The organism is Massilia sp. CF038 (assembly GCF_900129765.1).
In the GTDB taxonomy this organism is placed as follows: domain Bacteria; phylum Pseudomonadota; class Gammaproteobacteria; order Burkholderiales; family Burkholderiaceae_D; genus Telluria_A.
In genome coordinates this window covers 454,211-475,389 of the sequence record NZ_FQWU01000001.1, presented here as the reverse complement: position 1 = coordinate 475,389, position 21,179 = coordinate 454,211, and the positions used below count along the sequence as shown (strand labels likewise).

Annotated in this window: 22 protein-coding genes and 1 tRNA gene; 8 read left to right on the top strand and 15 right to left on the bottom strand. The window is 59.6% G+C overall.

Translation table 11 applies throughout. The features are described from left to right. Positions 1–68: 68 nt before the first annotated feature. From BUC24_RS02060 to BUC24_RS02035, 6 genes are all read right to left on the bottom strand, one after another. Positions 69–539 carry a low molecular weight protein-tyrosine-phosphatase gene (locus tag BUC24_RS02060; RefSeq protein ID WP_267873466.1) on the bottom strand — a complete coding sequence of 157 codons (471 nt, stop codon included), beginning with the start codon at positions 537–539 and terminating at the stop codon, positions 69–71. 58 nt (positions 540–597) lie between these two features. Next, positions 598–1,797 carry a DesA family fatty acid desaturase gene (locus BUC24_RS02055; RefSeq protein WP_073212416.1) on the bottom strand — a complete coding sequence of 400 codons (1,200 nt, stop codon included), beginning with the start codon at positions 1,795–1,797 and terminating at the stop codon, positions 598–600. Between the two features lie 116 nt (positions 1,798–1,913). After that, on the bottom strand, positions 1,914–3,245 hold the full coding sequence (locus tag BUC24_RS02050; RefSeq protein WP_229447967.1) for a mechanosensitive ion channel family protein: 1,332 nt from the start codon (positions 3,243–3,245) through the stop codon (positions 1,914–1,916). Positions 3,246–3,247: 2 nt separating this feature from the next. After that, on the bottom strand, positions 3,248–4,564 hold the full coding sequence (locus BUC24_RS02045; protein ID WP_073212414.1) for an RsmB/NOP family class I SAM-dependent RNA methyltransferase: 1,317 nt from the start codon (positions 4,562–4,564) through the stop codon (positions 3,248–3,250). A gap of 15 nt (positions 4,565–4,579) precedes the next feature. Beyond that, entirely contained in the window at positions 4,580–5,197 is a 618-nt protein-coding gene (gene purN / locus BUC24_RS02040) for a phosphoribosylglycinamide formyltransferase (RefSeq protein ID WP_073212413.1), read from the bottom strand. 81 nt (positions 5,198–5,278) lie between these two features. Further along, positions 5,279–5,677 (bottom strand): barstar family protein, encoded by a 399-nt coding sequence (locus BUC24_RS02035; protein WP_073212412.1) that lies wholly within the window; start codon positions 5,675–5,677, stop codon positions 5,279–5,281. 356 nt (positions 5,678–6,033) lie between these two features. On the opposite strand from BUC24_RS02035, the gene BUC24_RS02030 reads away from it, so the two are divergent. From BUC24_RS02030 to BUC24_RS02015, 4 genes are all read left to right on the top strand, one after another. Continuing rightward, a complete protein-coding gene (locus tag BUC24_RS02030; protein WP_073212411.1) occupies positions 6,034–6,573 on the top strand; it encodes a glycine zipper 2TM domain-containing protein in 540 nt (179 codons plus the stop codon). 82 nt (positions 6,574–6,655) lie between these two features. Beyond that, the gene (locus tag BUC24_RS02025; RefSeq protein ID WP_073212410.1) at positions 6,656–7,438 is read left to right on the top strand and encodes a spermine/spermidine synthase domain-containing protein; all 783 of its coding nucleotides are present in this window, start codon (positions 6,656–6,658) and stop codon (positions 7,436–7,438) included. A gap of 33 nt (positions 7,439–7,471) precedes the next feature. Continuing rightward, complete coding sequence (locus BUC24_RS02020) at positions 7,472–9,283, top strand: type IV pilus assembly ATPase TfpB (protein WP_073214652.1); 1,812 nt, start codon at positions 7,472–7,474, stop codon at positions 9,281–9,283. A gap of 60 nt (positions 9,284–9,343) precedes the next feature. Further along, a tRNA-Lys gene (locus tag BUC24_RS02015) sits at positions 9,344–9,419 on the top strand. Positions 9,420–9,485: 66 nt separating this feature from the next. Here BUC24_RS02015 and BUC24_RS02010 read toward each other — a convergent pair. Next, positions 9,486–10,115 carry a DUF7919 family protein gene (locus BUC24_RS02010; RefSeq protein ID WP_073212409.1) on the bottom strand — a complete coding sequence of 210 codons (630 nt, stop codon included), beginning with the start codon at positions 10,113–10,115 and terminating at the stop codon, positions 9,486–9,488. Between the two features lie 64 nt (positions 10,116–10,179). Beyond that, the gene (locus BUC24_RS26835) at positions 10,180–10,323 is read right to left on the bottom strand and encodes a hypothetical protein (protein WP_178372466.1); all 144 of its coding nucleotides are present in this window, start codon (positions 10,321–10,323) and stop codon (positions 10,180–10,182) included. A 187-nt stretch (positions 10,324–10,510) separates the two neighbouring features. Between BUC24_RS26835 and BUC24_RS02005 the strand changes: the two genes are divergently transcribed. The 3 genes from BUC24_RS02005 to BUC24_RS01995 all read left to right on the top strand — a co-directional run bounded on the left by BUC24_RS02005 (position 10,511) and on the right by BUC24_RS01995 (position 14,331). Next, the gene (locus tag BUC24_RS02005) at positions 10,511–11,746 is read left to right on the top strand and encodes an HlyD family secretion protein (protein ID WP_073212408.1); all 1,236 of its coding nucleotides are present in this window, start codon (positions 10,511–10,513) and stop codon (positions 11,744–11,746) included. Positions 11,747–11,767: 21 nt separating this feature from the next. Next, positions 11,768–13,951: a peptidase domain-containing ABC transporter gene (locus tag BUC24_RS02000; protein WP_073212407.1), complete on the top strand. Its 2,184-nt coding sequence runs from the start codon at positions 11,768–11,770 to the stop codon at positions 13,949–13,951. 104 nt (positions 13,952–14,055) lie between these two features. Continuing rightward, positions 14,056–14,331 carry a hypothetical protein gene (locus BUC24_RS01995; RefSeq protein ID WP_143167360.1) on the top strand — a complete coding sequence of 92 codons (276 nt, stop codon included), beginning with the start codon at positions 14,056–14,058 and terminating at the stop codon, positions 14,329–14,331. 3 nt (positions 14,332–14,334) lie between these two features. Here BUC24_RS01995 and BUC24_RS01990 read toward each other — a convergent pair whose 3' ends face one another. The 6 genes from BUC24_RS01990 to BUC24_RS01965 form a co-directional block, all read right to left on the bottom strand. Then, positions 14,335–14,775: a hypothetical protein gene (locus BUC24_RS01990; protein ID WP_143167359.1), complete on the bottom strand. Its 441-nt coding sequence runs from the start codon at positions 14,773–14,775 to the stop codon at positions 14,335–14,337. 113 nt (positions 14,776–14,888) lie between these two features. Beyond that, the gene (locus BUC24_RS01985) at positions 14,889–15,197 is read right to left on the bottom strand and encodes a DUF1272 domain-containing protein (protein ID WP_073212404.1); all 309 of its coding nucleotides are present in this window, start codon (positions 15,195–15,197) and stop codon (positions 14,889–14,891) included. A 123-nt stretch (positions 15,198–15,320) separates the two neighbouring features. After that, positions 15,321–16,379: a trypsin-like serine protease gene (locus BUC24_RS01980; protein WP_178372465.1), complete on the bottom strand. Its 1,059-nt coding sequence runs from the start codon at positions 16,377–16,379 to the stop codon at positions 15,321–15,323. A 277-nt stretch (positions 16,380–16,656) separates the two neighbouring features. After that, a complete protein-coding gene (locus BUC24_RS01975) occupies positions 16,657–17,661 on the bottom strand; it encodes a trypsin-like serine peptidase (RefSeq protein ID WP_178372464.1) in 1,005 nt (334 codons plus the stop codon). A gap of 248 nt (positions 17,662–17,909) precedes the next feature. Then, positions 17,910–18,353 (bottom strand): FKBP-type peptidyl-prolyl cis-trans isomerase, encoded by a 444-nt coding sequence (locus BUC24_RS01970; RefSeq protein ID WP_073212401.1) that lies wholly within the window; start codon positions 18,351–18,353, stop codon positions 17,910–17,912. 153 nt (positions 18,354–18,506) lie between these two features. Further along, the gene (locus tag BUC24_RS01965; protein ID WP_073212400.1) at positions 18,507–19,379 is read right to left on the bottom strand and encodes a KPN_02809 family neutral zinc metallopeptidase; all 873 of its coding nucleotides are present in this window, start codon (positions 19,377–19,379) and stop codon (positions 18,507–18,509) included. A gap of 122 nt (positions 19,380–19,501) precedes the next feature. Here BUC24_RS01965 and BUC24_RS01960 point away from each other — a divergent pair, with 122 nt between their 5' ends. Next, positions 19,502–20,317 carry a YdcF family protein gene (locus tag BUC24_RS01960; protein ID WP_073212399.1) on the top strand — a complete coding sequence of 272 codons (816 nt, stop codon included), beginning with the start codon at positions 19,502–19,504 and terminating at the stop codon, positions 20,315–20,317. On the opposite strand, the gene BUC24_RS01955 is transcribed toward BUC24_RS01960, so the two are convergent. Further along, the gene (locus BUC24_RS01955) at positions 20,286–21,125 is read right to left on the bottom strand and encodes an HDOD domain-containing protein (RefSeq protein WP_073212398.1); all 840 of its coding nucleotides are present in this window, start codon (positions 21,123–21,125) and stop codon (positions 20,286–20,288) included. The two genes, BUC24_RS01960 and BUC24_RS01955, sit on opposite strands and share 32 nt — an antisense overlap. Positions 21,126–21,179 lie beyond the last annotated feature (54 nt).

Sequence of the window (21,179 nt, the reverse complement as noted above, 5' to 3'; positions counted from 1 at the left end):
CTTCGCGTTCTGTACCAGAAAAAGCCGCCCACGCAAGTGCGCGGCTTTTTTGTTATTACACGGAAGACTTACGCTGCGAGTTCAGCGAGTAAGCCTGAGGAGGCATCCTCGATATAGTCGAGCACCAAATCAAAGCCCTGTGCCCCGCCATAGTACGGGTCGGGAACGACCTCGGCATCGCTGTGCTGCGCAAACTGCATGAACAGCCCCAGTTTGTGGCGGTGCTCGGCTGGACAAGCCACCCGCAGCCGCTCCAGATTATCCTTGTCCATGGCATAGATGCGGTCGAAATGGACGAAGTCGGCCGGCACCACCTGGCGCGCACGCTGGCTCGACAAGTCAATGCCACGGCGGGCCGCATACTCGGTCGAGCGCGGATCGGGCTTGCTGCCCACATGGTAAGCGTGGGTACCAGCCGAATCGATGTGCAGCCGCTCGGCCATACCGGCCTGTGCAGCCAGTGCGCGAAATACGCCTTCGGCCGTGGGCGACCGGCAGATATTGCCCATACAAACAAATAGAATCGACGTCGTTTCCAAGCCACTTCCTCTTCAAACAAAAACGGCTCCCGAAGGAGCCGCTTGAACCGATCTGAGCTTATGCGTAACTGCGCAGCCGCATCGAAAACTCTTGCAGCGACTTGATGCCGGAAGCTTCCGCACGCGCGCACCAGTCTTGCAACTGTTGCAGCAACTGGTCGCGCGTGAAGTGCGAACGTTCCCAGATTGCACCGAGCTCGACCCGCATCTGGTGCATGGTTTCCAACGCCTTGCTGTGCTGGAAGAGTTCCACCAGCTGTTGCTTGTGCGACGCTTCCAGCTTGCCCGGCTCGCGCTGCAGCAGCTTGCGCGACGACTTCAGGAAGCGCGCTTCCAGCTCGGCCTTGGTCTTCAGATGCGCCACTTCTTCGCGCCATGCATGCTTGAACGACTTGGCGTACTTGGCCATCACGTCATAGCGGTTGGCAATGACGGACTGCAGCGTGTCCAGATCGGCCACCGTCTTGCCTTCCTCAAAGGCCGGCTTCGGCGCCAGCTTCTTGACCTTGGCCATCTTGAAAGTTTCCAGCACGCGGATATAGAAGTAGCCAATATCGAACTCGTACCATTGCGACGACAGCTTGGCCGAGGTGGCAAAGGTGTGGTGATTATTATGCAGCTCTTCGCCGCCGATCAGAATGCCGAACGGGATGATATTGGTGGCCGCATCGGCGCAATCGTAATTGCGATAACCCCAGTAGTGGCCAATGCCATTGATGATGCCGGCGGCGGTAATCGGAATCCACATCATTTGAATGGCCCAGATGGTCACGCCAATCACGCCAAACAGCATGAAGTTGACCACCAGCAGCGCCATCACGCCTTGCCAGCTGAAACGGGTGTAAAGATTGCGTTCGATCCAGTCGTCCGGCGTACCGTGGCCATACTTGTCCATGGTTTCCTGGTTCTTCGATTCCGCGCGGTACAGTTCCGCGCCTTCAAACAGCACTTTGCGAATGCCGCGCGTGACGGGGCTGTGCGGATCTTCTTCGGTGTCGCATTTGGCGTGGTGCTTGCGGTGAATCGCAGCCCACTCTTTGGTGACCTGGCCGGTGGTCAGCCACAGCCAGAAACGGAAGAAATGACTCGGGATGGCGTGCAGATCGAGCGCGCGGTGCGCTTGATGGCGGTGCAAATAAATGGTGACGCTGGCGATCGTGATGTGCGTAACGACCAGGGTATAGATTACGACTTGCCACGCGGTGAGACCCACGATGCCGTTGATGAGGAAGTCGATAACCGAACTTAACAAATTCATTACTACTCCAATAGAGGGCTTGCAATCGCGCTCGATCGCCATGCAAAAATGGAACCGAGGAACCCTTCTATTTTACGCTGATCTAGTGCCACGCGGCACAGCGTGAGCGATTCATTTCACTGTTTTGCCGCAATCGTTTCAAGCAATGTTGATAGTTTAGGATCAGCAATACGCAAGTCTCTTGTTGGATATGGCAAGCTTACGCCCTCACGTTGCAACAAGGACCATATTCCAAGATTCACTTCCGACAACAATCCACCGCGACCGTTTTCCGGATCCTGAATCCACATGCCCACATCAAGTTCAAACCCATCGGCGCCAAAGTTTTTCAGCACCACTGCTGGTTCGGGATCGTGCAGCACGCGCTCCACGCCCAGACACACTTCCACGATTTGCGGCATCAATTTGGCCAGGTCCGTATCGAAGGCCACCGTCAATTGCGTGGCAACCCGAACTTGCCGGCTGGTCAGTGACAAATTCTGCACAGGACCAGAAATAAGCATCTCGTTCGGAATCACGGTTTCGGTCCCATCCAGGCCTTGCAAGACGGTGTAACGGGTATTGATCTGGGTGACCTTGCCGCTGAATTTATCGACCGTGATCATGTCGCCAATGGCCAGACTGCGTTCGAGCAGAATGACAAAACCCGACACATAATTGCTGGCGATTTTTTGCAGACCAAGACCAAGGCCGACGCCCAGCGCGCCGCCAAACACCGACAGCACGGTCAGGTCGATGCCCACCAGCGACAAACTGAGCAGCACCGACACCACGATCAGGATCGACTTGCCCATGCGCGCCATCACCACCCGCAGCGAAGGATGCAGACCGGCCACGCCCATCAGGCGCTCTTCCAGCGCGGCGCCGGCCCACACGGCCAGCATCACCAGGATCACGACCGAGACAGCGCCCTGCAAGATCGCCTCAAGCGACACGTGGTTCTTGCCGATCGGCAGAGTGGTGGTATTCAGATAGTGCAGCACCTCCACCCACAAACCGGTCAGATACATGGCCAGCGCCAGCCACACCAGCAGCGAAATGATTTTTTCGAACGTGACCAGCGCCGCGCCCAGCGGCCCGCGCCGCGCGAACGCGCGCCGCAGCAAATAAAACACAGTGCGGATTACGGCCACCGAGGCGACTAGTGGCAGCGCCACGCGCAGCAGTTTGATGTTGCCCAGGTAAGGCAGGGCGACCAGCTTGGCAATGGCCAGCAAGCCGGCAATCAGCAGGGGCGTGAGCACATAGCTGAAGCGCGCCACCCCCACTTGCACCACGCTGCTGGACCCTTCCTCCGGCCTGGCGAACGCCGTGCGCAACAGCCGCGCCAATCCCCAACCGACTGCCAGACAAACAAGAATGATGCCGGCTTGCCAGAGAATGACTGGCTTGTCGATATCCTCAAATAATTCGGTCAGCAGGTTCGAGAGTGGCATAGGCAGTTGCACGCTTATTCGTCGGTGGCAGGTTCGTCAGCGTCAGCAGCTTCGTCCTTTGGCGCTTTCTTGGCCATCGGTTTGCGCTGCATGACAGCGGCAAAGAAGCCGTCGGTCTGATGCTTGTGTGGCAGCAGCTTGAGATAGTCGCCCATCTCCAGTTCGATTTTTTGTTCCGCCAGCACCTGGTGCATGGGCACCAGTTCAAAATCGGGATGCGCCGCCAGGAATTGTTCGACGATGAAGTCGTTCTCTTCATTGAGCAGACTGCAGGTGGCGTACACCAGGCGGCCGCCGCCCTTGAGCAAGCGCGCTGCGCCAGCCAGGATCGAGGCTTGCTTTTCCTGCATTTCAGCGATGGCATCAATCTTCTGGCGCCACTTCACGTCCGGATTGCGGCGCAGAGTGCCCAGGCCGCTGCACGGCGCGTCGACCAGCACGCGGTCGATCTTGCCAGCCAAACGTTTGATCTTGGCATCACGCTCGTGCGCGATCTGCACCGGATGCACGTTGGACAAGCCGCTGCGCGCCAGGCGCGGTTTCAGCTTGGCCAGGCGCTTTTCGGAAATGTCGAAGGCGTACAGGCGGCCGGTGTTGCGCATCAATGCGCCCAGCGCCAGCGTCTTGCCGCCAGCGCCGGCGCAGAAGTCGACCACCATCTCGCCGCGCTTGGCGCCAACGATCTGGGACAGCACCTGGCTGCCTTCGTCCTGCACTTCGATGGCGCCACTTTTGAACAGCGGCAGGTTTTGCAGTGCCGGCTTTTTCAGCACGCGCAGGCCGAGGGGCGCGTACGGCATCGGTTCTGCAGCAATGGGCGCTTCCAGCAAGCCGGCGACCACTTCGTCGCGCGTGGCCTTGATGGAGTTGACGCGCAAATCGAGCGGCGCGGGCTGGTTCAGGGCCGAAGCCAGTTCCAGCGCTTCCGCTTCGCCATATTGCGCAACAAATTTGTCGAACAGCCATTTCGGCATGTTCGAACGCATTTGCGGCGGCATCAGATTGCGGTCGATTTCCATGACGCGCGTGAGGAACGCGGTTTCTTCTTCCGTCAGGCCGCCCAGCGAGTCCGCGCCCACGGCTTCGGCCAGACCCAGAATGGTCAGGCGGCGCATGGTCGGACTCTGCCCTGCTTCGGCAAAGTCAGTGAAGAAGGACTTGTTGCGCAGGATCGCGTAAATGCCTTCGGCAACGGCGCCGCGCTCGCGTGAACCGAGACGCGGGTGGTCCTTGAAGTAACGCGACAGGGTGGTATCGGCCGGGGCCGAAAAACGCAAGATCTCGCGCAATACTTCTTCTGTATTGCCGAGTATCGCTGGTGGCAATCTCATGGAATTCCTTGGTTATTAACTTGCTGTTGATTCGGCGATGCGAACAAGGCCGTTGTCGATACTGAGCCGGTCCTCGATGAACAGGCGGATGGCGCGTGGGTATAACTGGTGCTCCTGCACCAGCACGCGCGCGGCCAGTGTGTCCTCGGTGTCGCCCGGCATCACGTCGACAGCCGCCTGGTCGACCACGGGTCCGTGGTCCAGTTCGGCTGTGACAAAATGCACGGAAGCGCCATGCCGGGCCACGCCTGCCGCCAATGCCTGGCGGTGCGTGTGCAAACCCGGAAACAGCGGCAGCAGCGACGGGTGAATATTGAGCATGCGCCCCTCGTAATGGGCAACAAAGCCCGGGGTCAGAATGCGCATGAAGCCGGCCAGTACCACCAGATCCGGCGCAAAGACGTCGATCGCCTCTTGCAAGGCCGCATCAAAGGCTTCGCGGCTGGCGTAAGCCTTGTTGGGCACCACGGCGGTGGCAATTCCATGCGAGCGGGCAAATTCCAGTCCGCCCGCCTCTTCCTTGTTGCTGATCACGGCCACAATGCGCGCCGGCCATTGCTCCTGGCGGGCGGCATGGACAACGGCTTCCATGTTGCTGCCACGCCCGGAAATGAGGATCACAATCTTTTTCATAAGGCGGCATTGTACCCTGTGCCGCTTGCCGGACCAAGATTCGGGGAGAAATATGTTGCAGTGCAGCAGGCGCTGCCCGGCTTATTCGAACGAGTAAAAGACGCGGAACGGCACTTTTTTCTCGGCCCAGTAATCGGCCGCATCGCGAAAGACGTCGAGCAGGGTCTCGCGCGCTTCTTTGTCGAATTTCTGGGTATTTGGCAATTGCTCGATCACGACGATAAAACCCGGCTGGGTGCCAGACTTATTGATTGTTTCTGTCAACGCTTCGCGCAAGGCATCAAAATTCTTTGCGGATGGTTTAGGGAAATGAAAACTTTCACCAATGCGCGCACAAACCTGCTGCTTTGTCAGTGTATTGGCACAATGGGCGTACAAAAAGTGCTGCCCCAGGCGTGCAGCTTCCTCCTGCAATTCCACAACGCGGAAGGCACGGATGGATTGCACCAGATTAGGCGGCACTGTTATCAACAAACTCATTTTTCCCTCAGTATCCTGTGTTTCGGGTGTGCTTTCTGCTAATGGTTGTCGTCAACTTGCGTGGTTGCCACGCGCCAATAATACCCCCGTTCGCATAAGGGTAACGTTTTGTAGTAATCGAATCAACCCGAATGTGATTTCAAACGCAATATTTGTTAATAATCAGAAGGTTTTACCTAAATTTCCTCCTGAGCGGCGCACTTTAGGCCAAATTCGCAGGCGCCAACCATACGCGTTCTGGCTGTTACATCTTGTTGCCACGGCTTACGCCCATTTTAAGAAAGCAGGACTACCATAAGGTCATGGCGAACCGTCGGTTTCGCCGCCTTCGCACCACACTTTTACGAGGTCATTCCATGAAACTGCAGATCGCATTGTTAATGACAGCCCTGGGCGCCAGCACTGCCGGCGCGGTTCAGGCAGCTGAATACGAAGAATATGGCCGCGTGACCCGGGTTGAGCCGCGGGTCGAGCAGGTTCGCCAGCCGCGCGAAGAATGCCGCACCGAATATGTGCAGGTCGCGCCCCAGCCGGTGCAGCGCGAACGCAGCGCCGGCGGTGCCATTCTGGGCGCGGTGGCCGGCGGCATTTTGGGTAACCAGGTCGGCGGCGGCAGCGGCAAGGCAGCCGCCACGGCGCTGGGCGCAGTGGCCGGGGCAGTGGCGGGCGACCGCATCAGCAATGGCGGCCCCAACAGCCAGCCTGAATACGATTCGCGCTATCCTCAGGAACAAGCCGTGCGCCGCTGCCGTACCGTGGACGCCTACGAGTCACGCACAATTGGTTACGACGTCACCTATAACTACGGCGGGCGCAGCTACACCAGCATGATGCCGCGTGATCCGGGCGACCGCGTTCGCCTGCGCGTGTCGGTCGAACCCGATCCGCGTCAATAAGCAGGACGGATGGCGCCGGAGGGAATCGCTTGCACTCCGGTAAGCCATCCGCCGATAATAGGACGATCGAACCAGGTCTCCTATGCTTATCAAAAGAAAATCCATCGAACAAGTTGAATCCTCGCGCCGCCCGGCGCGCACTCCCAAATTCGCCCCGGTCACGCTGTCCGAGCAGGATGGCGTGCGCTATCTGCATTTCGGCACCGAATGGGTGCAGGGGGCGATGCGCATCCGCAAACCTGACTGGCCGGAACTGGAGTACGCCCAACAAATGATGGCGTGGATGCTGTTTATCGAGCAACCGCGCGCCATCGCCCAGCTGGGACTGGGCACCGGCGCACTGACCAAGTTCTGCTACCGCCAGTTTGCCGACGCCAGCGTGACGGCAATCGAACTCAACCCAGCCGTGGTGACCGTGTGCGAATCCATGTTCAAGCTGCCGCCCAACGATGCGCGCCTGAACGTCGTTGAAATGGATGCATTTGATTTCGTCAACGATCCGCTCAATGCCGGCGCCTTCGACGTGCTGCAGTGCGACCTGTATGACGCCACCGCCAAAGGCCCTGTGCTCGACACGCCCGAGTTTTACCAGTCCTGCAATGCCTGCCTGCGCCCGGGCGGCATGATGACGGTGAACCTGTTTGGCGACCATCCCAGCTTTGCGCGCAATATCAAAGCCATGAAGTTCGCTTTTGACCATGTGATCTGCCTGCCCGAAGTCCACGACGGCAATGTGGTCGCCCTGTGCTTCCAGACCCGCCCCGTGATCGACCTTGCAGCGCTCAAGGTGCGCGCGGCCGCCATCGTGGCCGCCACCAAGCTGCCCGCCAAGTCCTGGGTCAAGGGTCTGGAAGCGGCAATCTAACAAGCAAGAACGGAGAACGGCTTGAACGCAGAATTGAAAAAAGCAGCGCCCGCGGCACCGGCCGTCGTCAAGACCCGGCCCAAGGCGCTCGACCTGCAAGCAATCTTCAGCTGGCTGCTGGCCGATGGCATCGTCGAGAAAGAACACGTCAAGGCACAGTTCGCGCAAGCGCAGGGCATTCTGAGGAACGCAGTCGGTTCCATGCATCCCTTGTCGGCCGTGGCGCAATGCAAGCTGGTGTCGGCCTTGCCGCCCAACCGCATGCTCACGCTGGACCTGCTGACCGAGTGGGCTGCCGGCAAGTGCAACCTGCCCTTCGTGCGCATTGACCCGCTGAAGATTGACTTCACCCGCGTCGCCGACGTGATGACCGCCAGCTACGCGGCCCGTTTCAACATCCTGCCCGTGGAACTGACACCCAACAAGCTGGTGGTGGCAACAGCCGAACCCTTCCATACCGAATGGCAGGCGGAAATTGCCAAGGTATCGCGGCGGCAGATCGAACTGGTGCTGTCCAACCCGCTCGACATTGCACAATACATTTCGCAGTTTTTCAGCCTGGCCAAGACCATCAAGGACGCCAACAAGTCCAAGGGGCAGGACCTGGCGCTGCGTAACAACTTCGAACAACTGGTCGAACTGGGCAAGTCCAACAAGCTCGACGCCAACGACCAGCACGTGGTCAACATTGTCGACTGGCTGTGGCAATACGCGTTCGACCAGCGCGCCTCCGATATTCACCTCGAGCCCAAGCGCGACATCGCCTCGATCCGCTTCCGCATCGACGGCGTGCTGCACCAGGTCTATCAGGTGCCGGCGGTGGTGATGATCGCCATGACAGCCCGCATCAAGCTGCTGGGCCGCATGGACGTGATTGAAAAACGCCGCCCGCAAGACGGCCGCATCAAGACGCGCACCATGGGCGGCCAGGAAGTCGAACTGCGTTTGTCGACCATGCCGACCGCGTTTGGCGAAAAGCTGGTGATGCGTATCTTCGACCCCGAAGTCGTTGTCAAAACCTTGCCCGAACTCGGTTTCCCTGTGGATGACGCCAAGCGCTGGGATGGCCTGACCACGCGTCCGCACGGCATCATTCTCGTCACGGGCCCAACTGGTTCCGGCAAGACCACCACGTTGTACACCACGCTCAAGGCCCTGGCCACATCGGAAGTGAACGTGTGTACCGTGGAAGACCCGATCGAGATGGTCGAAGGCTCCTTCAACCAGATGCAAGTGCAACCCGGCATCGACCTGTCGTTTGCCGACGGCGTGCGCGCATTGATGCGGCAAGATCCCGACATCATCATGGTCGGCGAGATCCGCGACCTGGCCACTGCCGAAATGGCCATCCAGGCCGCCCTGACCGGCCACCTGGTGCTCTCGACTCTGCACACCAACGATGCGCCTGCCGCCGTCATGCGCCTGCTGGAACTGGGCGTGCCCCATTACCTGCTGGAAGCGACGCTGATCGGCATCATGGCGCAGCGCCTGGTACGTACCCTGTGCGCGCTGTGCAAAAAACACGATGGCGAGATCAATGACGATATCTGGGCCAGCATTGCCGGCAGCTGGGACATTCCGAAACCCGACAAGGTGTACCGGCCGATTGGCTGCCCGGAATGCCGCCAGACCGGCTACCGTGGCCGCACCGGCCTGTACGAGCTGCTGACGGTATCCGAAGGCTTTACCAACCTGATTGGCGACAACACCGACCTGGCGGGACTGCGCACGCAGGCCATGGCGGACGGCATGAAACCGCTGCGCATTGCCGGCGCCTACAAGATTCTGGAAGGCGTCACCACGGCAGAAGAAGTGCTGAAAGTGACGGCCAAGCTGACAAATTGATCAGCCCTGAAAAAACTGCCTAGCGGAAATCGAAATCGTCGTATATAATGCTGCCTCTTCGGGTCGTTAGCTCAGCTGGTAGAGCAGCGGACTTTTAATCCGTTGGTCGCAGGTTCGAATCCCGCACGGCCTACCACGAATACAGAAGTAAGCAGAATAAGCAGTGATGAGAAATCATCACTGCTTTTTTGTTTTGGGCGATTTAGTCTGCTGCTACCCACGGATCTGCCACCCTTTCAACGTCATACTCGTGACTTTGATCCCGTGATGCGAGCATATCGGCGAACTTTCGGGCCTCCGCTTCAGATTCCATCTCGTATATCCGCACCGTCATCCGAACGCGATTTGCGTCGACTTTGAATATGCGCCATCTCTCCGGGAACAATGGAGGTCTTTCCCCGCGATTTAAACGCAGCATAGCGACCGCGTACTGCGCGCTCCGTGGATCAGGACAATTCAAAATAGCCGCAATAACCTGGGGCGGTGGCGCATAGCCATGCACCTCGATATAGTGGTCCACGCGACCGGTTGCCAGATAAACCGCGTCTTCGCCAGGAATGAACAGATTGATATGAGAACCCTGCAGGCCGACCTCATCATCCACACACAAGGTACATGCGTGAAGGCCCCGAAAGGAGTAGTTGGGAAATGCCTCGGCAAACTGATGTCGTAACTCGACCAACTTCTCTACGACATGAATTGCGCAACTACCTTTTGAAACCGGTCTTCCCGCTTCAAGCCAGCCGATCGCGAGCAACGGGCACTGCCAATATTGTGCACTGAGCGGACCGTTGTGATAGTCGATAAGCTCGAGATCTCGAAAATAGGTCATTTAACGTCAGCCATAAAATTGTAGAACGCGCCGAGTAAGCGGGGCTGCAAGAGCCGAGCGAATACTACAAGACAAAATCCCAGTGTACCAAGGACAAATGCCCGAGCACACCATAGCCCAATAAGCCGCCCCCGACAATCAAGGCGATTCGCGCGGCAGGTGGCAGCAGGCAAAAGAACAGCGTCAGCTTGTCGCGCATTCGTTTCATGGTTCGCTCCTATGCACTCGATAGGGTCCAATTTATCGTTATATTTAATTAGCAATTTGCGCAGACCCAGGCACACGGATGGAAAATTTTCAGCGAGCAATCAGCCTTCTTGATTCGACGCAAGCTCAGCCGCATCGATGCGCCCAAGATTTGTTGATCGCAAGAACAACCAGCGTTGCGGCCGACCATGAGAACTTCCCTGTTTCGCGAAGATGCCCGTAAAGGCCAGGCCAAGTCGATTGGCGAGATCGTGCTGGTGCGCCCCTTGTCCTTCAGCGTACTGGCCGCCCTGGCCGCAGCCGCAACGCTGCTGTTGATCGCCTTTGCCCTCTTCGGCAGCTACACCAAGCGTGCGACCGTGTCAGGCTATCTGGCGCCGGATCTCGGCCTGCTGCGGCTTTACCCGCCGCAACCGGGCACCGTATTCGCCAAACATGTGCGCGAAGGCCAGGCCGTCAACAAGGGCGATCAACTGTATCTGGTGTCAGCGGAACGGCAGAGCGGCAAAGGCGACGGCATTCAAGCCTCCATCAGCCGCTATGTGGCGCTGCGCCAGCAGTCGCTTCAGGACGAGCTACAGCAAACCCGGCAGCTGCACCGCGATCAGGCGCTGGTGCTGCAAACGCGGGTTGATACCTTGGTCGCGGAGAAAACCAGCCTCGCGCAGCAGATCGGCGGCCAGCAAGCACGCATCAAACTGGCCAAGGCCTCAGCTGACCGTGCGGCAAAATTGCAGGCGCAAGGGTTTTTCTCGCGCGATATGGCGCAGCAAAAACAGGCAGAACTGCTCGATCAGCGCGACCGCCTGCAAACCTTGGAGCGTGGCCAGATCGGCATTGACCGCGACCTGCAAGCTGCCCGCAATGACTTGGCCAGCCTGCCGATCACGCAGCGCAATCAGCTGGCCCAGCTCGAACGGCAGATCGCCAACACCACCCAGGAATTCGCCGAAAGCGAAAGCAAGCGTGAACTGGCCATCACGGCCCCGCAAAGCGGCATTGCCACGGGCGTGACCGCCGATCCGGGCCAGGCAGTCGATCCGGGCAAACCTTTGCTGAGCATTATTCCGAATGGCGCGCTGATGGAAGCGCACCTGTATGCACCCAGCCGGGCAATTGGATTTATCCGGCCCGGGAACGCGGTGCTGCTGCGCTATCAGGCCTACCCTTATCAGAAGTTCGGCCACGCGCGCGGCACGGTGACTTCCATTTCGCGCTCGGCCATCAATGGCGACGACAATACCAGCCGCAATGAAGCGCTGTACCGCATTACCGTGGCCTTGCAAAGCCAGACCGTGCGCGCTTACGGACAAGGGTATTTTCTGCAGCCAGGCATGCTGGTCGATGCCGACATTTTGCTCGAACAGCGCAAACTGTACGAATGGGCGCTGGAGCCTCTATTTAGCCTGACCGGAAAAATGTGACGCCATCCACGGGGGACCATCATGTCGCTGCTCGAACGCATTCGCTTTGGCTTTCAATCGCGTCTGCCCCTGATTTTGCAATCGGAGGGCGCCGAATGTGGCCTTGCCTGCATTGCCATGATCGCCAGCTACCACGGTTATGCCACCGATCTGCCGGCCCTGCGCCGCCAGTTCCAGATTTCCCTCAAGGGCGCCACTTTGTCCGGTCTGATTCAAGCGGCTGGCCAGCTCCATCTGGGCACGCGGCCGCTCAAGCTGGATCTGGACCATCTGGAAAAGCTCGCCCTGCCCTGCATTCTGCATTGGGAATTCAATCATTTTGTGGTGCTCGAATCGGTGACAGCCAAAAGCGTCACGATTCATGATCCTGCCTGCGGCAAGCGCGTGTTGCCGATGGCCGAGGTGTCACGCTCATTTACTGGAGTTGCATTGGAACTGTGGCCGAAGGAAGACTTCAAGCCGCAAGTGGCCAAGCAGGCGATTCAGTTTCGCACGCTGATGGGCCGCGTCACAGGCCTGTTCCACTCACTGGCGCAAATTCTGGTTTTTGCCGCCGCACTGGAAGCCTTTGCCCTGATTTCGCCCTTTTTTTTGCAGTGGACGATTGATAATGTCCTCGTCTCCGGCGACCGCGATCTACTCACCACCCTGGCCATTGGCTTCGGCTTGCTGATGCTGCTGCAGCAGACGATTGGGTCGGTGCGGTCCTGGGTGCTGCTGTACATGGGTACCACGCTCAGCATCCAATGGCGCGCCAATGTGTTTTCGCATCTGATCCGGCTGCCGGTCCAATACTTCGACAAGCGCCATGTGGGCGATGTGATTTCCCGCTTCGGCACGACCGATATCATCCAGCGCACGCTGACCACCGCGTTTCTGGATGCGATTCTCGACGGGGTCATGGCGGTAGCCACCCTGATCATCATGTTCGTCTACAGCCCCATGCTCAGTGCCGTCGCACTGGCCGCGATGCTGGCCTACCTGCTTGCGCGCTGGGCCTGGTATGCCCCGCTGCGCAATGCAACGGAAGAACAGATTGTGCATGCCGCACGCCAGCACAGTCATTTCATCGAAACCGTGCGCGGCGTGAAAGCCATCAAGCTGTTCGGGCGCGAAGAACATCGGCAATCGAGCTGGCTGGCCTTGCTGGTCGATCAGATCAATGCCGAAGTGCGGACCGCCAGACTGCAGCTGCTGTACAAATTCATCAACGGCATCCTGTTTGGATGCGAGAACATCCTGATCATCTGGCTCGGTTCGCGCCTTGTCATCGATGGCAATTTCAGCGTGGGGATATTGACCGCGTTCATTGCCTACAAGAGCCAGTTCGGCGCCCGCGTCAGCGGCTTGATCGACAAGTATTTCGAGCTGCGCATGTTATCGCTGCAAGGTGAACGCCTGGCCGATATCGTACTGGCCGAGCCGGAATGTCTGAGCGGCACGCGCGCGCAGGCCGCGTGCACAACGCCAGCGCCCCACATTAGCGTGCGCGGCCTGCGCTTTCGCTACGCCGAGCATGAGCCTTTCCTGCTGAACGACATCAATTTTGAGGTATCAGGGGGTGCTTCTATCGCCATTGTCGGGCCTTCGGGATGCGGCAAGACGACCTTGCTGAACGTCTTGCTGGGCGTGCTGCCCGCCAGTGCAGGCGAAGTGCGCATCGACGACATCCCGCTGGCGCAGCTGGGCATGGCGCAGCTGCGCGGCATGGTGGGCACGGTGCTGCAGGATGACGTCCTGTTCGCCGGTTCGATCAGCGACAACATATGCTTCTTCGATGCCGCGGCGGACCAGGCATGGATCGAGCGCTGCGCCGAGCTGGCCAGTATCGCGGACGACATTCTAAGCATGCCAATGGCCTACAACACCCTCGTCGGCGACATGGGTACGGTGCTGTCGGGCGGGCAGAAACAGCGTGTGCTGCTTGCCCGCGCGCTGTACAAACGGCCGCGCATTCTGTTTCTCGATGAGGCCACCAGCCACCTGGACGTTGACAAGGAAAAACAGGTCAACCAGGCCGTCAGAGAATTGCATATGACGCGGATCATCATTGCCCATCGCCCCGAAACGATTGCCAGCGCCGACGCGGTGATCGTGATGGCAGGCGGCCACATCATTGCCAGTGCCAGCTCGCCGCTGCCAGCCGCGGCGCAGCGCTTCGCGCCAGCCACCTGCGTCATGCCGGTCATGCAAAGTGCGTTGTAAAGCGGCGGCGTCGGACTGTTCCTGCATGGATTCGAGATTGCGCCGATAGCTGGCGCCTGGGCGAAGCCCTACACTTTCTTTGCTATTGTCACAGGGAGGATGCAATGACACACTGGAGAACACTTGGCCTCAAAGTGGGGGCCGCTACCCTATTCGCGCTGGCACTTGCCGCCTGCAAAAATAATCCCTCAGGCCATGACGGCCTGAATGCACCGGGCACCGGTGCCGGCAACAGCGCCACCGGTGGTGCTGGCGGCAGCGCCACATCACCCGGTGCGGGGACGGGCGCCACGCCCGGCACCTCGGGCGGCACGGCCGCGCAAGGCAGCCCCGCCGCCACGTCCGATTCCACCGGCAACACGGCGCAACCGCCCCGCTAGCACTCAGGAACGGCGTGCATCCTGCGCGCCCGGCTGGCGCCCGCCCACGGCATCGATATCGCGCGCGGCATCGATGTCCTGTTCATTCGCACGTACGTGCCGATGGCGGCCCATGCCCTCGCGCTGTGCGCTTTGATCTGTCGTGGCGCCCTGCAGATTGCCTTCGTCCGCGATCTGGCGGCTGTCCGCCTGGCCCTCCTCTGGCGCCTGCCTGACGGTATCGTTGCCGCCCATGCCGGCGCCGCCTGTCATGCCGCTCTGAGCGGAGCCTACATCGTGCAGGTCGCCGCCATGCATGCCACCCATACCGCCTGATTGCTGCCCGGCGTGCCCGCCACCCTGGCGTGCATGACCGCCCTGATCCACCGGCTGCTGCTGGCTGGAATCGGCGCTGCCGCCCTGCTTGCCCTGCCGTTCAGGCAGATTTTCTGCTTTGTCAGTCATCATCGTCTCCTTCGCTTGATCGGTGCCGGACCATTCCGGCATCTGCTCATGCTAGGACCGCGCGGGCCAGCATGCAGTAGGTGCATGGGCTGCGCCGCTGTAGGCTTGGAACGCTAGCGCTGCCCGGGCGCGATCGCGGCAATGCCGCTGGCAAACAGCACGTGCGCAGCGCGGTCGACCGGGCGGTATGTGCAATCGCTGCGAGCCGGATCCTTGCCCAGATAGTTGTTGTTCTTCCAGTTGCGGGCCGGGCGCACGGGGCGCCGCTCGAAACCGCCACCGCAATTCGGGCAGACATTGCCCAGCACCTGGTCCACGCAATCGGCACAAAACGTGCATTCGTAGCTGCACACGCGCGCGTCGGTCGAGGCCGGCGGCAACGCCTTGTTGCAGTTCTCACAGGATGGTCTTAGTTCCAGCATCAGCGCTCCTTCTCAAGAGCCCCTATTGTGCCCTTGTGATGCTTGTAGATCGTGCCAGTGAGCACGCAAAAACTGCCAACAAAAAAGGCGGCCCGCAGGCCGCCCTTCTTCACGCGCAGGTACTTATTTGCCGATCTGACGACGGCGTGCGCCGACCAGCGCCAGCGCGCCCAGGCCGAACAGCGCGAAGCTGCCTGGCTCGGGCACGAACGTCACGTCGCCGCCAGTGGCGCGCTGCAGATAGTCTGCATAGCTGCGCAGTACCATGCCGCCCATGGCGGTGCCAAAGCTGCCTGCGACCTGGTCATCAAAATAACGGGTGCTGAAGGTATTGTTCGCCACCAGCATCAATTCGCCGTACATCTTGATGAACGATGGGCCACCGGAATCGCCGCCGCCAATGCCGGACTCGACATCGTTATCCAGCTGCGGGGTGCACACGCTGAAGTAGGTGCAGTGGGTATCCTCGCCGCCGCCATCGAAGTCAGCCATGAAGACTTCGTCGCGGCCGGTAAAGCCTTGCTCGTCATCTTTCTCGAACATGTCGATGTAGTTGGCACCCGCGCGTTTGATATTGAACTCGGGCTCGACGTAGTAACCACTCACACCGTCGCCCGAGGTGCCGTAGCCAGCCATGGTGATGCGGGTGCCGGCCAGCAATGCATTGGTGGCGATCTTGTAGATCTTGGCGCTGGCGGGCGCATCACGCTCCATGGTGATCACGGCCACGTCATCGTTCACGCAGAACTTGTCCACACCAGCCGGGCAATTGCCGAAGCCTTGGTAGCCGGCATCCATCGACACCTTGCTGGCGTAGATCACGTCGTTGTAATCGCCATCGCTGTTAAAGACGACCTGGACGCTGGTGCCGGGCTGATTGATGTCGACCAGGGTGCCCTTGCCGTCCGAATCGACGCAGTGACCGGCCGACACGACCGAGCGCTTGCCCACCAGTGCGCCGGAACAGATATAGCCACCACCATTTTTGGAAATGTACAGGCTGACTACGCCCGAAAACGGCGAGTCAGGGGTGTTGCCATCCACGCGTGCCTGGGGCGAGTCGGGCAAGGCGCCCGAGGTGATCATGGGGGTATAAACAGGGTGCAGCAAGGATGCCTGGGCCGGACCCACGGCAGCGGCCATGATCCCGGTTGCAACAACAACGCCAACGAGTTTCTTCAAAGACTGATTCCGATAAGACATGATTTCCTTTTTAGTTTTAGTTGAGACGCCCCCGTATGAGTGCGGGTGCGCGGCTCAGCTAAGCAGTAATCGTGCCGTATGGAAAAACTCACCAATAATCAATACCTTAATGTATTTACGTTAAATTGCTTGTGATGAAATGTAAAGTTTCTCGACAAAAGTCCGTATGTACAGGCATATGTCGCCCGCATACACAGGCGAAAAAAAACCGTCCAGCTCGCACTGGACGGTCAGCTTGACCCCGTGGGGTCAGAGCTTATTGCTTGTTGCGGCGACGTGCGCCCAGCAAAGCCAGCGCGCCCAGGCCGAACAGCGCGAAACTGCCTGGCTCGGGGACGAAGGTGATGTCACCGCCGGTTGCGCGCTGCAGGTAATCTGCGTAGCTGCCCAGCACGATGCCACCGAAGTAGGTGCCGAACTGGCCGTCGTCATACAGGAAGCTGTTGCCGAAGGTGTTGTTCGCCACCAGCATCAGTTCACCGTACTGATAGATGAACGATGGGCCACCGGAGTCACCGCCGCCAATGCCGGTTTCGACATTATTGGCCAGCACGGGCGAGCATACGCCGGCAAAGTCGCAGAAGGTGTCACGGCCGCCGCCATCGAAGTCGGCATACCAGACTTCGCTCGGGCCACCGGTGAAGTTCTGCTCATCGTCGCTGTCGAACAGATCGACGTAGTTGCCGCCCGTGCGTTTGATATTGAATGCAGGGCCCTGGGTATAACCATTGACGCCGTCACCGGTGGTGCCGTAACCGGCCAGATAGGTACGGGTGCCGCTCAGCAGAGGATTGACAGCCACCTTGTAGATCTTCGCGCTTGCTGGGGCATCTTCGCCCAGCGTGATCACCGAAATATCGTCATTCACGCAGAAGCCAGGCACGCCAACCGGGCAATTGCCGAAGCCCTGATAGTTTTCGTTCATCGACACTTTGGTCGCAGTCATCACGGCATTGTAGGTACCGTTGCTGTTGAACACCACCCGGACATCGCTGCCTGGCTTGTTGATGTCCACCAGGGCGCCGTTGCCGTCGGTATCGACGCAGTGACCAGCCGAGACCACCGAACGCTTGCCGACCAGGGCGCCGGAGCAGATGTACGACAGGCCGTCATAACGGATGTTGATGCTGACCACGCCCGAATAAGGCGAGCCGGCCACGTTTGGATCCACGCGGCCAGCCGGGCTGTCCGGCAAGGCGCCGGCTGAAATCAGGGGAACGTACGGGCTGGGAGTAATGATGTTCGCGTTTGCGCCAGTCATGGCGCCAGCGGCGAGGGTGCAAGCTACCAATGTCTTCAGGATAAAGTTCCGGTGTACCATGATTTTCCTTTTAGTTTTTTATTGAATCAATCTCTCACTACGCTCAGGCATCTTGCGATGCGCTGTTACATTGTGAGCAAATTTCATGCCCAATAAAAAACCCGCTAGATTTCAACGGGTTAATTTCGTACTAAAAGTTTGCTTGCAGAAGGTGTAAGGTTTGTCGACATGCAATGTGGTTAAAACCCCTATTTCACGTCAACTAATTCGATCTCAAACAGCAAATTCGCTGTCGAAGGGACAGGGCCAAGCCCGTCTTTCCCAAAACCCATGGAGGCCGGCACAATCAGCTGGCGCTTGCCGCCCACGCGCATGCCTTTGATGCCCTCTTCCCAGCCGCGGATCACGGACCCGGCACCCACCTTGAAACTGTAGGGCGCAGCGCCGATCGAGCTGTCGAACTTGTTGCCACGCAGTTTAGGCGCGTGTGGCGCATACAGCCAGCCTGTGTAATGAATGGTGACCGTACTGCCGGGGCCGGCAACGGCCCCCTTGCCGACATTGATGTCGCTGGAAATGAGTTGTTTGGGCGAGAACACAACCGCGCCCGCAGCCGGGACGGCAAGCGCCGAGGCGCCCATCAGGGACGACATGCTCAGCAAGTAAATGACGACAGCGTATGTGGATTTCATAAAAGCGCTCCAGGAGCGGCGTAGCGGGCCAAAATCAGCGATGGGCCAGAGTATTGCCTAAAAGTACAGTAAGTACAAGCATGCACTAACGCTTCCACTCAAGAAAAAGTGGAATTCAGTCTGCCGCCACTGTTTCGCCCGCTGGGACCCAGCCTACAACTGGCGTGTTTCGAAGGTATTACACTGTTCGATCTGCCCCGCTTCCAGGCCCTTGTTGAACCAGCGCATGCGCTGCTCGGAAGAACCATGGGTGAAGGAATCCGGTACCACCGTCCCGCGCGCCTGCCGCTGCAGCGCATCATCCCCAATGGCAGAGGCCGCTTTCAGCGCTGAGGCGACATCGCCCTGTTCGAGAATGCCGCGCGCCTGGTTGCCATGGAAGGCCCAGACCCCGGCAAAGCAATCGGCCTGCAGTTCCAGACGCACGGACATGGCGTTGGCGTCGCGCTCGGAACTGCGCTCGCGCGCGGCGTGCACCTTCTCGGAAATGCCGAGCTGATTTTGCACGTGGTGGCCAATTTCGTGCGCGATCACGTACGCTTGTGCAAACTCGCCCGACACCCCGAACCGTTCCTGCATGAGGGTATAAAAACTCAGGTCAATGTACACGTCCTGGTCGGCCGGGCAGTAGAACGGACCGGTCGCACTTTGCCCGGTTCCGCAGGCAGTGCGGGTGGCATCGGAAAAAATCACCAGCTTCGGGGGCTGGTAAGTGGCGCCTTTGGCCGCAAACAGCTTGCCCCAGACGTCTTCCGTATCGGCCAGTACAGTCCGTACAAAGCGGGTCTGGCGGTCATTGGCCGGACCGGCCTGTGGCGGACCCTGCTGCACTACAGGCGAACCGCCCCCGCCGCTGAGCAAGTTGAGCATGGTCAGCGGATTGACGCCAAACACGGCTGAACCAATCAGCGCAATCACCACGGTACCGATGCCAATCGAGCCTCGGCCCAGTCCAAAACCGCCACCGCCGCCGCTACCGCGCCGGTCTTCCACGTTGTCGCTTTCGCGATTGCCTTCCCATTTCATCGGTATCTCCTGCGTCTATTTGTCAATGTATCAAGAAGTCTACCCTCTGGGGAAAATATTTGTCGCAACGTAAGCACACGCGCTTCCTGCCATAATGGCAAACTTTTCAAGATGGACCTTCCATGACCTACACTGACACCGCCAGCACGCTGCTGCGCATCCTGATCATGCCCCCGGCGAATCTGCTGCTCCTGATACTGCTCGGTGCGCTTTTGCGCCGTAAATGGCCGGCGCTGGGCAGTTCGCTCAGCGCCGTCAGCGTCCTGCTTCTGCTGACTCTGTCGACCAATGCCGGCGCCCTGCTGCTGGTGCAACCGCTGGAAGCGATGACGGCGCCACTGACCTCATTCAAGGATACCGGTGCCCAGGCCATTGTGGTCCTCAGCGCAGGCAGCGTCGAACGGGCGCCCGAATACGAGGGGCAGGACGTACCGGACCAGGTGGGCCTGGTGCGCCTGCACTACGGCGCTTACCTGCATCATGCCACTGGCTTGCCGATCCTGGTCAGCGGCGGCATGGACACCTCGGGCGGGCGCGAAGTGGCCTTGGGCGAGCCGATGGCGCGGGCCTTGCGCGAGGAGTTCAAGACACCAGTGAAGTGGGTGGAAGACAAGTCGCGCACCACGGCTGAAAATGCCGAGTACAGCGCGCGCATGCTCAAGGCAGCCGGCGTGCACAAGGTGCTGCTGGTGACCCAGGCAATGCACATGGCGCGCTCGCGGGAAGCGTTTGTGCGCCAGGGGATCGAGGTGGTGGCTGCGCCCACGCTGTTCTACTCGCGCGCACGCTGGACGCCATGGATGCTGATACCAAGCGCGAACGGCTTGTACCGGTCCTACTACGCCACCCACGAATGGGTGGGTCTGTACTGGTACCGCTGGCAGCAGCGCGATGCTGCGCCAGTGCCTACACCAGAAGCGCCGCGCTCATCGACTTGACCTCGTCGTCCGACTCTTGCAGGATGCTTTGCAGGGTCGCATCGTCGATCACGAAATCAAGCACCGAGTCGGCGTGTTCAGGCATCGGTTCGGTACGCACGCCCAGCGGCGAGCCGACCGGTGCGAACTGATTGGCCAGCAGCAGGGTGTCAAGCAAGGTACTGGGGGGCATGGTCAGCCAGCCATCGCGCAGCGCCAGGATGGCATTGGCCACCGGCTCAGGCACCGCGAGTTTTTTCAGCACTTCGCGGCTGACCACTTCTTCGCACAGCTCGGCCCATTTTTCGGGATCGTCGTCCAGCAAGCCTGGGAATTCGTCGGCGCGCGAGAGCAGGTAGAAGCCGCCCACTTCGTGCACGATGGCGGCGAACATGGCGGTATCGGGATTAACAAAGGTAACGCGGCGCGCAATGACCGCGCACAGCGCCGCCACGTGCGCGGTATGCTCCCACAGCTGTTCGGCCTTGGCACGCAGGGCCGGGTCGACAATGCGGGCGCCAAACTGGCGCACCACCAGGCTGGCCACCAGCGTTTGCAGGCTGCGGTAGCCAACCCGCATCACGGCCGCACGCACATTCGTGAGCGGCGCATCGCCATTGCGGTTGAAGGCGGCCGAGTTGGCCAAAGCGACCGTCTTGGCCGCCAGCTGAGGTTCGCCCAACACCAGTTTGATGGCGTCTTCAATATGACAATCGGGGTTGTCGAGGGCAAGTTGCAGGCGCAAGGCGGCGTTCACGCTGGTTGGGAGAGTGATCTCCCCACGCGCGGCTTGGGCGGCAATGTATCCGAAGGCTTCGAGTCTGTTCACGAGAAAATTATACCCGTGCCCAGTCGCACTTCCGATTTATTTGCTGAGCATGCG